Annotated in this window: 14 protein-coding genes; 2 read left to right on the forward strand and 12 right to left on the reverse strand. The window is 39.0% G+C overall.

The window, feature by feature from the left end:
- Positions 1–14: 14 nt before the first annotated feature.
- The 4 genes from J7E77_RS21390 to J7E77_RS21405 are packed head-to-tail and all read right to left on the reverse strand — an operon-like array spanning position 15 to position 5,096.
- Positions 15–1,121, reverse strand: coding sequence for a GerAB/ArcD/ProY family transporter (locus tag J7E77_RS21390; RefSeq protein WP_214716883.1), 1,107 nt, complete (start codon positions 1,119–1,121; stop codon positions 15–17).
- Between the two features lie 33 nt (positions 1,122–1,154).
- Positions 1,155–2,261 (reverse strand): GerAB/ArcD/ProY family transporter, encoded by a 1,107-nt coding sequence (locus J7E77_RS21395; RefSeq protein WP_214716884.1) that lies wholly within the window; start codon positions 2,259–2,261, stop codon positions 1,155–1,157.
- A 34-nt stretch (positions 2,262–2,295) separates the two neighbouring features.
- Positions 2,296–3,510 carry a Ger(x)C family spore germination protein gene (locus J7E77_RS21400; protein WP_214716885.1) on the reverse strand — a complete coding sequence of 405 codons (1,215 nt, stop codon included), beginning with the start codon at positions 3,508–3,510 and terminating at the stop codon, positions 2,296–2,298.
- Positions 3,510–5,096, reverse strand: coding sequence for a spore germination protein (locus J7E77_RS21405; RefSeq protein ID WP_214716977.1), 1,587 nt, complete (start codon positions 5,094–5,096; stop codon positions 3,510–3,512). The genes J7E77_RS21400 and J7E77_RS21405 overlap by 1 nt, the downstream gene beginning before the upstream one ends.
- 205 nt (positions 5,097–5,301) lie before the next feature.
- Here J7E77_RS21405 and J7E77_RS21410 point away from each other — a divergent pair, with 205 nt between their 5' ends.
- The gene (locus J7E77_RS21410; RefSeq protein WP_214716886.1) at positions 5,302–5,532 is read left to right on the forward strand and encodes a YczF family membrane protein; all 231 of its coding nucleotides are present in this window, start codon (positions 5,302–5,304) and stop codon (positions 5,530–5,532) included.
- A gap of 32 nt (positions 5,533–5,564) precedes the next feature.
- Here J7E77_RS21410 and J7E77_RS21415 read toward each other — a convergent pair whose 3' ends face one another.
- The 5 genes from J7E77_RS21415 to J7E77_RS21435 all read right to left on the reverse strand — a co-directional run bounded on the left by J7E77_RS21415 (position 5,565) and on the right by J7E77_RS21435 (position 9,777).
- Complete coding sequence (locus J7E77_RS21415; protein ID WP_214716887.1) at positions 5,565–5,789, reverse strand: DUF3723 domain-containing protein; 225 nt, start codon at positions 5,787–5,789, stop codon at positions 5,565–5,567.
- Between the two features lie 225 nt (positions 5,790–6,014).
- The gene (locus J7E77_RS21420; protein WP_214716888.1) at positions 6,015–7,232 is read right to left on the reverse strand and encodes an MDR family MFS transporter; all 1,218 of its coding nucleotides are present in this window, start codon (positions 7,230–7,232) and stop codon (positions 6,015–6,017) included.
- Between the two features lie 134 nt (positions 7,233–7,366).
- Positions 7,367–7,633: a phage holin gene (locus J7E77_RS21425; RefSeq protein ID WP_214716889.1), complete on the reverse strand. Its 267-nt coding sequence runs from the start codon at positions 7,631–7,633 to the stop codon at positions 7,367–7,369.
- Positions 7,634–7,741: 108 nt separating this feature from the next.
- Positions 7,742–9,091, reverse strand: a complete 1,350-nt coding sequence (locus tag J7E77_RS21430; protein ID WP_214716890.1) for an ABC transporter permease — start codon at positions 9,089–9,091, stop codon at positions 7,742–7,744.
- The gene (locus J7E77_RS21435; protein ID WP_214716891.1) at positions 9,088–9,777 is read right to left on the reverse strand and encodes an ABC transporter ATP-binding protein; all 690 of its coding nucleotides are present in this window, start codon (positions 9,775–9,777) and stop codon (positions 9,088–9,090) included. Before J7E77_RS21435 ends, J7E77_RS21430 begins: the two co-directional genes overlap by 4 nt.
- 223 nt (positions 9,778–10,000) lie before the next feature.
- Between J7E77_RS21435 and J7E77_RS21440 the strand changes: the two genes are divergently transcribed.
- Positions 10,001–12,103: a transglycosylase domain-containing protein gene (locus tag J7E77_RS21440; RefSeq protein WP_214716892.1), complete on the forward strand. Its 2,103-nt coding sequence runs from the start codon at positions 10,001–10,003 to the stop codon at positions 12,101–12,103.
- 17 nt (positions 12,104–12,120) lie between these two features.
- Here the strand turns inward: J7E77_RS21440 and J7E77_RS21445 are convergent, their stop codons facing one another.
- The 3 genes from J7E77_RS21445 to J7E77_RS21455 are packed head-to-tail and all read right to left on the reverse strand — an operon-like array spanning position 12,121 to position 13,911.
- Positions 12,121–12,837: an ATP-binding protein gene (locus J7E77_RS21445; RefSeq protein WP_214716893.1), complete on the reverse strand. Its 717-nt coding sequence runs from the start codon at positions 12,835–12,837 to the stop codon at positions 12,121–12,123.
- Complete coding sequence (locus J7E77_RS21450) at positions 12,834–13,325, reverse strand: ECF transporter S component (protein WP_214716894.1); 492 nt, start codon at positions 13,323–13,325, stop codon at positions 12,834–12,836. The genes J7E77_RS21445 and J7E77_RS21450 overlap by 4 nt, the downstream gene beginning before the upstream one ends.
- Position 13,326: 1 nt before the next feature.
- Complete coding sequence (locus J7E77_RS21455; RefSeq protein WP_214716895.1) at positions 13,327–13,911, reverse strand: cob(I)yrinic acid a,c-diamide adenosyltransferase; 585 nt, start codon at positions 13,909–13,911, stop codon at positions 13,327–13,329.
- Between the last annotated feature and the right edge of the window lie 15 nt (positions 13,912–13,926).

Genomic DNA, 13,926 nt, shown 5'->3' on the forward strand with positions numbered 1-13,926 from the left:
GATTAGCCCGTCCACTACGACGGGCTTTTCTTTTTCTTCCGATTTCGGAAAAAAGCAATAATTAATAACATGGAAGGAATGATAATTTGAAAGGGCCAATGTAAATAAGTGGGTACAACAACCAGCCCTTCCTTTATATGTTCCGAATAATTAGATGCAATCGTAACGGATGCAAATAAGACGATAATTCCGAGTGGGAACCCGAGCTTTCGTTGGTTTTTTAATTGAAAGATATCAGCGGCACCAGCAACTGCAGCATAATAGTAGATCGCAATCTTAAAAAAACCTCCAATGATTAGATAGAGCATAAACAAGACATCGAGACGTTCGATAAAATCGGCAATTTGAATTTTCCCTACGGTCGTTAATAGTGGGAAAGTGGATTGACTAAAGAGATTTACCCCTAATACTGAAATATTTACTACAACTGTAATGGTAATATTTATTCCGCTTAATATCATTCCACTTAAACAGACTATTTTAACCTTCTTTTTATCATTTACAAACGGGAGCAGCATTGTAAAGACAACCATTTCTCCAAAAGGAAAGTTGATGGTTTGGGTTAAAAATGTCTTTATTACCGGTTTCAACCCATTCTCTAAAATCGGTTTTAAATTTCCCAAATGAATTAATCCAGAAAAGGTAATTAACAACATGCCTAATATCGCCGTCAGGTAGACAACCCCAAAGTAAATTTCACCAACTCGGGCTATTACTTCAAATCCCTTATGGATCCCATAGATAATAGTAATGATCATCAAGGTATTGATCACAAACAGTGGAGTACTATTATAAATAGTTGATGTTAATAACTCGCCAAAATCTCGCAATACCCTTGCTGCAAGATACATAAAATAGACAATATATAAGAACCCAATCAACCGTCCAAGCCATTTTCCAGTTATTTCTTGAACATAACTCGTTAAGGGAAGGTCAGGATAGTACATATATAATTTGTAATAAATAAAAAAGATCATGATACCGCCAGTTAAACCGAGCAAAATGGCTATCCAAGCATCCTGTTTTGCATCTGATGCAATCCCAACAAGAATAGCACTTCCCATTTCAAACAAAACGACCAGGACGAACAATTGGGTTGCATTTATTTTCGCCTTTTCCATATAATTGATCCCCCCTTATAAAGGGTTATTTATTTAAGCCGGGCTTGTTTGTTTCTTCCTGTTACGAATAAAAGCAATGATTAGTAAGATTGAGGGGATGATAATTTGAAAAGGCCAAAGCAAATAAATTGGTACAAAAATCAGCCCTTCTTTTATAAATTCTGCAAAATTTGATGCAATCGTTATTGATGAAAATAAAACGAGCATTCCAATTGGAAACCCAAGCTTGCGTTGATCTTTAAATTGAAAGATATCGGCAGCTCCGGCCACTGCAGCATAATAATAAATGGCAATTTTAAAGAAACCACCAATGATTAAATAGAGCATAAATAATACATCTAAACGCTCGATAAAATCGGCAATTTGGATTCTTCCTACTGTGGTTAATAAGGGGAAAGTGGACCGATAAAAGTGATCCACTCCCAAAACAGAAATATTTACTACCGCTGTAATGGCAATATTTATTCCCGCTAATATCATCCCACCCACACAGACTATTTTGGCCTTTTTTTTATCATTTAAGAACGGGAGCAGCATCGTAAAAACAACCATTTCTCCAAAAGGAAAGTTGAGGGTTTGAGTTAAAGAGGTTTTAATAACAGGTTTCAATCCATTCTCTAAGATCGGGGTTAGATTACTCAAATGAATTAAACCCGAAAAGGTAATTAACATCATGCCTAATATCGCCGTCAGGTAGATAACTTCAAAGTAAATTTCTCCAACTCGGGCTATTACTTCAAACCCTTTATGGAGCCCATAGATAATAGTAAGGATCATCAAAGTATTGATCACAAATAGTGGAGTGCTATTATAAATAGTTGTGGTTAATAACTCTCCAAAATCTCGTAATACCCTTGATGCAAGATAAATAAAATTGACAATATATAAGAACCCAATCAACCGTCCAAGCCATTTTCCTAAAATTTTTTGAAGATAACTCGTTAAGGGCAGGTCAGGATAGTACATATATAATCGGTAATAAATAAAAAAAACAAGAATTCCGCCTGCTAAACCGAGCAATATCGCTATCCAGGCGTCCTGTTTCACGTTTGATGCGAGACCCAGAAGAATTGCACTACCCATTTCAAACAAAACGATCAGCACGAACAATTGGTATCCACTTATTTTTGCCTTTTCCATGTACGATTGTCCCCCCTCCCGCCCTTATATAAGGTTATTTATTAATGTCTGACCAAAATGGATTTGTCCGAACCCCTTCACGCCGCACGTAAGAATCTACCTTAACATTCACTTCCAGGTCTGCAAAATAATCGTTCCAATTCCCCTTTAGCTTCTTCCATAATTCAGGGTTAGCTTTATGAACACCATCACCAAACCCGAATATATCGCATTTTAGTTTCTGGGCTTCCTTTACTGAAGACTGTATTTCCTTTTTAATCTCTTTTTCAACTAACTTTTCAATTTTTCCAATTGTTTTTGGATCCATCAATTCAATTGCTATATTCGCTTCACTAATCCAGCCCTCATTCTCAATTTTAATATTTATTACAGGTTTTCCATTTTTAACGATAGTTGAAACTTTGGTTTTTGACCTAATAGGCACCATACTAATGGCATTTTTTTTCCCTTTCCAATTAAGAGTTATATCTGTGCTCTTCGCTTTATCCAAGACCCAGGTCACTCCACGTGCCTTGTTACTTTCAATCCAACCGATCAATTCACCGTCTTTAATAACCGCTAAGCCATCAGCTGAGAGGTAAGCATCGGTTGTTGTTTTTTGTAAATTAGCTGCTTTATTGGCTTCTTCTTTCATACCAATTAGTCGATAACCGTTTGCAATAGGCTCTTTCCCACTGCCGACAATTCCATCAATGATATCATCTATACTTATACTTATATTTTCTCCTTTCATAGCTTCAGTAGATTCGATTTCTTTTGTAATCAGGGTAACAGGCAGTTTATCGAGAATAGTCAGAGTAGTGACAATCTCCTCTGCCGTCGAATCTCTTGCGATAACGAACTCTGTAGTTGTTCTAAACTCAGGATCCCTTGCAAAGGCATCTAACATATTAAGCATTAGAGTTCTATCACGTGCCACTTCTTCACTAACAACGACTACATTGGTGTGCGCATAATATAAACGGCGCGAAACCTTTTTCGTTGCATTTCTAGATGCTTCAGTAATGGTTCTACCAGTGCTTTTATAAACGGCTATCGGCAGCCCCTGGCCTCCTCCTCCACCTTGCCCAGCTGTAACGTTCCCGGGGTTAACCAACTGAAACGAAACATGGTACAAGTCGTCCTCTCCTTTATCAATACCAAGTGCCATCACAAAGGCCAAATCAGTTAACTCTTTCTGATTCCAGCAAGCACTCAGTACCGGCAGAGACATTATTAATATCAACATAATAATGAACCATTTTTTCATCATTCTTCACCATTTGTAGGTTGATTTTCATTTTGTTTTGGGGGTCCAGGCTTTTGATTTTCTCCGGTCCTATTAATATTGCCTTTGCTAATAAACATCGGTCTATTTTTCATAGCCCAGACTGGAAAGCGAACAAATGCGTCTTGTTGATTATGGATGTTGAAAGGTGCGAGCGGCATCATGTATGGAATTCCAAACGAGCGCAGCGAACATAAATGAAGTGACATGAACATCAGCCCTAACATGATTCCATAAAAGCCCAACATTGTAGCTAATCCCATCAGGACAAAGCGAACTAATCGTGCCGCAATCGCCATTGCAAAAACGGGTGTAGAAAAATTTGCGATGGCAGTGATTGAAACGACAATAACCATGACAGGAGAGACAAACCCAGCCTGTACGGCTGCCTGACCAATTACGAGGGCCCCGACAATGGATACGGCCTGACCAACAGCCCTTGGAAGCCTAAGCCCCGCCTCCCTTAAAATTTCAAATGTAACCTCCATGATTAATGCCTCAACAAAAGCAGGAAAGGGAACATTCTCCCGTTGAGCGGCAATAGCAATCGCCATCGTCGTCGGGATCATCTCTTGATGAAAGGTGGTCGCAGCAATATAAACAGAAGGTCCAATAACTGCGATAAGAAATGCTAAAATTCTTAACAATCGAACTCCTGTTGATATGTCAAATCGTGAATAGTAATCATCCGGTGCTTGGAAAAATTGAATAAAAATAGCTGGAACTGTAACAACAAACGGAGTCCCATCGACTACTATGGCAATTCTCCCTTCTAGTAAATGTGATGTCACGACATCTGGCCTTTCTGAGTGGTACGTGGTTGGAAATGTTGTCCAAGTTTGATCTTCAATCAATTGCTCTATATATCCAGAAGCAAGGATGGAATCGATATTGATTCGTTGAAGCCTTTCTTTGACCTCTCCAACAATTTTTTCATTGGCAATCCCTTCCAAATACATAATGGCGATATCAGTTTGGGAAACAGACCCTAGTTTCATGGAATCCACCCGTAAATTTGGACTTTTTATACGGCGGCGAATTAAAGCCGTATTCGTACGGAGTGTTTCCGTAAACGAATCTTTTGGACCTCGAATTGATAATTGTGTGGTAGGCTCCGTAATCGAACGCCTTTCCCATCCTTTTGTTTCACCACTGATAGCTTTATTGCATCCCTGTAAAAAGATGACCGTATCTCCTGAGAACAATGAATCAAATACCTGATTCCAATTATCAATTGTCTTGACACTTCCAAGTGCTACTGTTTTATCCAGCATGTATTGTATTAGATCGACTGGTTCATCAGGTACCTTTGTTTCGATTACTGTTTCTAATATATAGTCGGCTATTGCATCAGAACTAGCCATTCCGTCAACGTAAACAAGAGCACCTTTATGTGGACCAATTTTAAACTCGCGAACGTTAATATCGCTACTATTGCCAACTTCCTCTTTTAGACGAGATATATTCTCTTGATAGTCTCTTAAAATCGGCAAGTCCTCCGGTTTTTGCGGATCTTGTTTTTGCCTATAATTATCATCCTGTCTCTTTTTTTGTTTATTTTTAAGCATCTTAGACAAAATCGACACAATACCGGCCTCCTTAAAAATTATTTGAACACTTTTCTCCCAATACTGGATATATTGCCCAAGGTATATCACTTTATCCCATTGAAAGTGGTTTTTATACAACCATAATTAAAATATACAGGTTAGAATAAGGAACAGCTTAGAAAAGAACAATAAAAACAAGATAATTCCTAAGGGTGTGGTGAGGTTGAAAATATTGTTTGTAACGACCCTGCTGGCGGTTGGCAGCTTAATACTAATTATTTCGTTGGATCTTTTGATGGGCGTAAGTATTTCAGGAATTATTTGGAAGGCTATTAACCCTTTTAGGGTAATGGAGGCAGCTGAATATATCATTGTTTTATTATTTATATTGTTTTTCGTCATTGATTCCATAGGTGCTTTTTTAAATAGGAAAAAGGGAAATTCTTCTAACTAGAATTTAAAATAAAAAAAAGATAAGTGCTTACCTTATAATTGCAAGCCCTTATCTGAATTAGTATTCGATCTTTCCTTTTCTCTTTTATGGAACAACCGTTTAAATATAACACCTGAGGCAGACAGTCTACCCCACCATCTCCTCTGTCTTTCATAATTTGCACCATACACATAACGGTTCCAAAAATAGTAGATGAATTCCTCTACAATCAGCAATAGGACGAAAACTATAACCGAAATAGTTATCCAAAACCACATTTTGAGACCCCCTTTTCAAATGGATAATTAATCCTATTCTTAAAGCAACAAAGAAGTACTATAAAGGGTCAAACCTAAGTTTTTCTCTTACCATATCTCTCATCCTTATTTTAACAAAAATTTGGGAAATTGTGGGCATCTTAGTAATAAATGTAGTGTTTTTATTTTGGGTCACGATGTAAAAAATGCCTCTGGTTTTCATCACCAGAGGCATTTTTTATCTTTTTAAGTCGTTTTTTCAATGCTAGCTTTAGTGTCAATGAAAACTTTGTTTCCAGCTGTAAAGAACACGATACTTCCTAGTGTTATTAGAGCAATAAACCAAAACATGATCTGTCCTTGATACTGGCTAAGTAGGTAGCCGCCAATGATTGGCCCAAGAAAATTCCCGATTTTCCGGAATTGAGCTGCTCCGAAATAAGTGCCGCGCAAATGCTCAGGGGCCAATTGATCAATCATCATACTGTTGGAAGGAAAGATTAATATTTCACCCAGGGTTAATAACACGATAGCAAGAATAGCTGTTACCCAGCCACTTACAAAGCTAAATGCGATTAAACCTGCCGCCATAAAGACTGCACCGATTACCATTACCTGCATTAATCTAAACTTTTCAGCAACATAGCTAATTGGCATCTGCAGGAAAACAACCATCAAGGCATTAATCGTTATGAGCGTGGAAAAAATCACAATGCCATTTTCAACCGTACCTTCTAAAATCTGCGGTAAATTGGAATCTATTTGAACATAACCAATGTTAACTAAAATAATCCCAATGATTAAATACCTTAGGGCCTTATCTGTTTTAATAATCCAAAAAGCATCCCCAAGAGATACCACTTTTTTACTAATCTTCTCTGCTTGGATACCCAGTTTTTTCATAAAATAAACTAATACAATCGCATAGATAAGATAAGTTGTTCCTGTAATCGCAAAGGAAAGCTTAGCAGCCGTACTTGCCAAGTATGCACCTATAAGCGGTCCTACAGATGCTCCGATATTCATCGCTGTGTAGCGTAAAGAGTAAACCTTCATCCGCTTTTCCTTGCTAGTTAAATCGGCCATCAAGGCTTGCGAAGTTGGTTCGAAGAATGAGGTACACAGGCCGTTTAGTGCATTTAAGAGGATAAACCACCCCTGTCCTGTCGCTAGGGTGAACCCATAATAAACAATTGCTAGCGCAAACAAAGCCGTCAGCATAATAGGTTTTCGACCAAACCGGTCTGATAAGTGGCCGCCAATAAAACCGCCGACGGTCGCCATTAATGGACTCATCCCAACGGTTAACCCAATAACGATTGGTGACAAGTCCATATGTCTCGATAAGTAGATTGATAGAAAAGGGAGCGTCATAAAAGCCGAGCCCCTTGACAAAACTGTACCTAATAACAAAACCCATACAATTGGATGAAATTGCCCAATATAGTTTTTTACTTTTGACATATATGTACTGCCTCTCACGAATATTTAGTCAATATCTAGTAAAACAATTTGAGTGGATAATGTAAAGAATTTTCTCACTGTTCCTCTATAACTAACAAAAAAGTCAGTTCCAATTTGGAACTGACATGGGTTAATTAATTTGGGTCCTTGTATTTTAATGCCCGTTCACTGTCCCCATAGCCCTTGGTGGTTGGATCCTGTACGATTCCTAACATAGACAGCAATACAAATACAGCATTTAAAAAGGTTAACACAGAATTTTGAATAGCATCAGTGAGTTGAAAATCAATGATCCCAAAGGAATTTAAACACGCAAACACCAATTGAGCAACAATCATAATTTGAGATACAAACGCGATAACCCAGTTCCGGTTTCTTAGTCGGACCTTCCAGTTAATCATCTTCCCCAGCCCTTTCCTTTATGTTAAACAATCTTTCTATTAACATATGCTTGGACTAGGAATTGGTTGTCCGCGAATGGTGCGGAATTTCATTGGATAACCTCGTAACTAAACTTCTCTCCGCATTGCTTTTAATACATCAACTTTTGTTGCCCGCTGTGCTGGTCGAAATCCTGAGATAATCGTAACACCATAACAAATTACAATACAAATGATTGGTAAAATAAGCGGGATGTCGCTAAAGATTAAGTCTAAGTCCGATTCTTGACCAAATGCCTGTTTGATAATTAATGGAATCGCAAAATTCACCGCATAGCTAATCCCATAGGAAACGACTGTACCAATGAGTGCACCGATCAACCCAATATAACTGCTTTCAAGCAGAAAAATTCGTTTAATCGTTTTTGGATTCGCACCGATTGCTTTCATAATTCCAATGTCAGGCGCCCGCTCGGTCACCGCCATCGTCATCGTATTATAAATTCCGATAGAAGCGATTAAAATGGCGATCGTTCCAATAAATATGAGTCCTGCTTTTGCAATCATAAACACCATATTTACCTCTTTTAATTCATTTACCACTGAATACGAAGCATAATTCTTGTCTTTTAATTGATCAGAGATACTTTGGACGGCTTCTATGTTTTTAGCATAGATTTTAACTTCATCATACGAGTTTTTATTGACATTCAGGCCGACAGGTACTACACCATTGGCATCGAGCTGGTACCCTTTTGGTGTTCCAGTAAACGTCTCAATTTCCGTTAGCATTTCATCCGAAATAAACACACTTCTATCTTCGGCCCATTCTTTCGTTGGCTTTTTAGAGATGCCAACAACCTTCAATGGAATCGTTTTTACTACTTGTTTGCCCTCTTTAAACTGCCTGATCGTTAACTTAATTTCCTTGCCAAGTAATTCGCCTTTATAGAGGTACTCCGCTTTAACCTGACCCTTCTCATCGTACAAATCATCGCCAGCCTCCTTATCTGCAAGATTAGTTAGGAAATTATAGCCTACAGCCACTTCATCTTTCCCCTTTGGCAGCCTGCCCTCAGATAATTCAAAACCGGATTTTATTTCTGCCGGAAAATTCGCCACAAAAGTTTGCGTTGCTTCTTGATAATTCCCAATCGTATAGGTGCTTTCCTGTTGCAACATTTTCCTTCTTGTGACAGCTTTGACATCTTTAACTTTTTCAAAAATTTGAATATCTTTATCATTTAAAGGACGAAAAATCCCTTGATCTTTTGTTTCTTTGCCATGGACATCAATTTGGGTAATGACCCTGCGTTCAGTAATTTCCTTTACCACTGATTTCTGTAAGCCAAACCCGACAGAGGCGAGAACAATTAGGAAGGCACAACCCATTGCTGTCGCAAGAATCGTCATAAATACTCTCGTTCTATTTTTCTTCATATTCTGGCGGACGAAGCGGAATTGATCTTTTAACTTCATAACAGCACCCCCTCGACAATGCGGCCATCTTTTAACTTAATCTTTCGGTCGCCGATATCGGCCACCTTGTCATCATGGGTGATTATCAAAAAGGTGATTCCTAAATCCGTATTTAATTCCTTAATGAATTTCAATAACTCTTCCTCTGTTTCACTATCAAGGCTGCCGGTCGGTTCATCGGCAAGAATAATCGGGGGATTAACAATTAAGGCACGGGCGATACTTACCCGCTGCTGCTGCCCACCTGATAATTCTCCTGGATAATGATCCTGGTAATCTAGGAGCCCAACTTTTTTAAGCATTTCATCCGTTTGGATTTTTCGTTCCTTTTCGTTAATACCTTTTAATATTAGCGGCAGCTCCACGTTTTGAAAGGCAGTCATGCTCGGAATCAATTGAAAGCTTTGAAAAATAAATCCTAGATTATTAATCCGGAAATCTGCAAATTTCGTTTCATTCAAATCTGATACTTTTTCCCCGCTGATCCAAATTTCACCCTCTTTCGGATGAATGAAGCCACTCACTAAATTAAGAAGCGTCGATTTCCCCGATCCGCTCCTACCAACAATTGTAACAATTTCACCTTTTTCGACCGTCAAAGAAATATCTCTGAGTACCGGAATAATCGTTTGTCTTCCTTTTTTTCCAATCACAAAATCATGGCTTAAATTTTTTATTGTAATCATTATTTCCTCCTGTTTCCCATTCATTACACCTTATAGACGAAGGTTTTTTTAATGAACCCTACACAAATTCAAAATATTTTTTTATTAACTTGTTAGACGTATCTAAGTTTTATTTGTGACAAGAGGGAATAATACTAGTCAAATTGCTTTTGCTAGTCTTTTTATTCGATAAAATTTATAATAAAAGAATTAAAAATTACTTTTTTGAAAGTAAGGAGATTACATGGAGAAATTGCATCCATTTTGGGAAAAAATCGTTCGTTTCTGGAAAAAGAAACATTTAACACAAATATTCTTATTAATTATTCTAGTGGTTGTTTTAGCGACCATCCTCTATTTCGGCTGGCTCGCGATGAGAGCAAATGTCCAATCTTTGAAGCAGGGTCTCAGCCAGCCGACGGTTATTTATGATAAAAATGGAAAAGTAGCTAGCAATGTCGCTACTAATCGGACGAAAGGCGTAAAAATTGAGGACTTGCCAAAGTATGTACCCAATGCTGTCGTTGCCATTGAGGACGAACGCTTCTATCAGCATGGTGGTTTTGATATCAAAGGAATTGCCCGTGCCTTTTTCAGTAATTTGTTTGCGGGAAGAATTACAGGCGGTGGCAGTACCTTAACCCAGCAGCTAACGAAGAATGCGCTTCTCTCACCAGAACGGACCTATAAGCGAAAAGCTGAGGAATTATTTTTAGCTGTAAAAATCGAAAAGGTTTATACCAAAAACGAGATTCTGCAAATGTATATCAATCAGGTTTACTTCGGGAGCGGTGCCTGGGGTATTAGCAATGCATCAAAAAAGTATTTTAATAAAAATATCGAGGATGTAACGGTCAGTGAGGCAGCGATGCTAGCCGGACTATTGCATTCACCGAATTATCTTGACCCTTATAAAAACTATGATTTAGCGATGAAAAGACGAAATACAGTGTTAGCAAAAATGAAAGAACTAGGGATGATAAATAATTCACAGTATACGAAGGCTAAGAAAGAAAAGATTCGCCTTCACGATGGCGGGGGGAGCTTTGTTGAACGAAAATACCCTTATTATGTGGATGCTGTTTTAAATGAAGCTATCAATAAATATGGCATAACACAGGAGGAAATTTTAACAAGAGGCTATCGAATTTACACTGCTTTGGATCAAGATCTTCAGTCTGGCCTTGAAAAGGTCTATAGTAAAAACTACTTGTTCCCAAGGAGCCAAGGGGGGAAATTAGTTCAAAGTGGTTCAGTCTTAATGGACCCTGCATCAGGGGGAGTACTAGCCCTTGTTGGAGGCCGCGGTGAGCATGTATTCCGAGGCTTTAACCGAGCAACACAATTACGTGCACAGCCGGGATCAACGATCAAACCATTGGCAGTATATACACCTGCCCTTGAAGAAGGATACAACTATTCATCCAAGCTTGTCGATGAACCAACCACCTTCGGAAATTACAAACCAGAAAATTTTTCAAAAACATACGAAGGAAAGGTTGAAATGTATAAGGCACTTGAGAAATCGCTGAATATCCCGGCTGTCTGGCTGTTAAATAAGATTGGCCTAGATAAAGGGATCGATTCATTAAAAAGGTTTGGCATCCCTGTTACAAAAGAAGATAAAAACCTGGCAATTGCACTGGGCGGGATGAGTCAAGGGGTCTCTCCCCTTCAAATGGCAAACGCTTTTTCAGCTTTCCCAAATGGCGGGAAGCGGGAAGATAGCCACTTAATTACTAAAATAGTTGGGCCGACTGGAAATGTTTTAGCAGAGCGGGAAGCGAAAACCACAAAAGTGACGTCAGAAGAGGTCACGGATGAAATGACTTCGATGCTCTTAAATGTAGTAGAATCCGGGACGGGTAGACGCGCCCAAATCTCCGGAGTGCAACTGGCCGGAAAAACTGGATCTACCCAATTACCATTTAATAATGTGAGTGGAACTAAGGATCAATGGATGGTTGGATATACCCCAAATCTTGTCGGAGCAATCTGGATTGGATTTGACCAAACCGACCGACAGCATTACCTGCCAAGTGCGAGTTCGGCCAATGTGGTGCCGATTTTTAAAGAGATGATGAAAGAATCTCTTCAGCATCTTCCGAAAGAACGATTCGAAGTTTCTTCAATTAATGCACAGCTTGCCGGTGAAGCTCCTCCTAATTTAAGATTCAATGAACAGGCGAAGAAGATTAGCAAGGAACTAAATGAAAATGCTCAAAAACTAGGTGAGAGCATAAAAGAACAAGCCCCTGGATGGAAAAAGGGCTTGGATAAGGCTTTATATAAGCTCGGCGAGGCCGTAAATTCATTAGTTGAAAAAGTTAAGAATAGTCGTGAATAGCACGCAATCGATGCGTGCTATTTTTTTATTTCCAATAGGTTGAAAAATCTTCCTGCTGTTTTCATTACTGTTTTTTCTTGTCCTGGATCATACACGGCCAAAAAGCAGGTAGCTGGACCAGCAGATTTTAAAATATCCACGTTTGAGATGATCATTTCCTGTGAAAATCCTTCAATAGGAAACATCTGATTGATCTCATATAATATCCCTCTGGAACCAACCGGCCAGACCATGACATCATGAATCTTGCTGATCTTCTGAAAAACGGACAGAGGGGCAACTTGATCCTTTTGTTCGATCACTTCGTTTCCAACAAGAGGCCTGCCTACCACTGCAAACTTCAATTGCTCAGAGTAAGCTATCTCTATCGTTCGAGCAATAGACTTTTTCCCGAGAACGATTAAACCAACAGCAGATTGCATGAGTGAAAAGTTACTTTCTGTACTACCAGTTAACCGTACATCCGATAAATTTAGTTCACGCAGCCCTTTTTGTATTCCTGAAACTAACTCATCCCAGGGTTCATTTCCGCAGAAGTTGTGGAGCACCACTGAGATGGGCTCACCCCCGGCTGCTATACATTCCATAACGGCAACTCTAAACGAAAAATAAGCTACCGTTTCGTATGGGACATGAACTAGATCTTGTTCCTTCTTCCCGATGGCTCCACTATTATCACAAGCAATAATGAGGGAGTCCATATTGTTAAAAGGAATGGTTATAATATCTCTCATAATTTTTCTTCCCGCTTCGCTAAGCCAAAAGTGTCCAATGAAGAAAGCCGTGGAATTGCTACCAGTGCAATTAAAATATTGATGACCGAACCGATTAGCAATGAAGGGACAATTCCTAAATAAAAACCGACATTCATTAAGAACATAAATGGTAAGGGAGCAACAAATGCATTCCCAATAATGAAGAGTGCACTTGCTAAAACCTTATTGTTTTTATAAAGACGTCCAAACATCCAAACGAGCAAGGCCATTTCGACAGCAATTAAAAAGTGCATTGGCCCCAATGGGAAACCACCTATTAGAGCAGATAGGAGATGACCAAATGCAGCCACAACCGCTCCAGCCCCCGCTCCAAACAGGACTGCTGCCAATAATGCTGGAAAAACATCCAATGCGACACTGCCGACAATAGCTGGAATTTTAATCATCGCTCCGACAACTGACAATGCCGTTAACATGGCCAGCCCGCTCACCACTTTTCCCTTCATACTACTTTTCCTCCTTACGCTTCCCATCCCTGAATACTTTTGCACTGCGCACATACTCAACGTCATTGACATTTAAACGGAAGTTTATAACTCTAGCCAATGCAAAGAAATAATCTGATAAGCGGTTTAAGTACATTAAGGCTAATTCAGGTGTTTTAGAGTCAGCCTTGACTAGCTTAACAACTAATCTTTCCGCTCTTCTAGTCACCGTTCTAGCAATATGAATCGATGCCGATGGCTTGGTACCACCCGGTAAAATAAACCGTTCAAGCTCTGGTGCCTCTTTAATATATTCATCTATTTTCTTTTCAAGGTAATCAATCGATTCTTGCTGCAGCTTTATTACTCGCTTCTCAGTCACGTTAGCAAGATCGCCGCCACAATCAAATAATTCATGTTGAATTTTCTCCAGATCATCAAGCACGTCCTTGAATAATTTGGGGTCAAGCTCTTGAATCGCCTGACCGACAAAACAATTCACTTCATCTACCGTTCCATACGCTTCCACACGGGTATCATCCTTGTCTACCCTGCCACCAATTATGCTTGTTTTTCCTTTGTCACCTGTTCTTGTGTAAATTCTCATTGAAACTTCTCCCCT

The organism is Bacillus sp. ISL-77 (assembly GCF_018613105.1).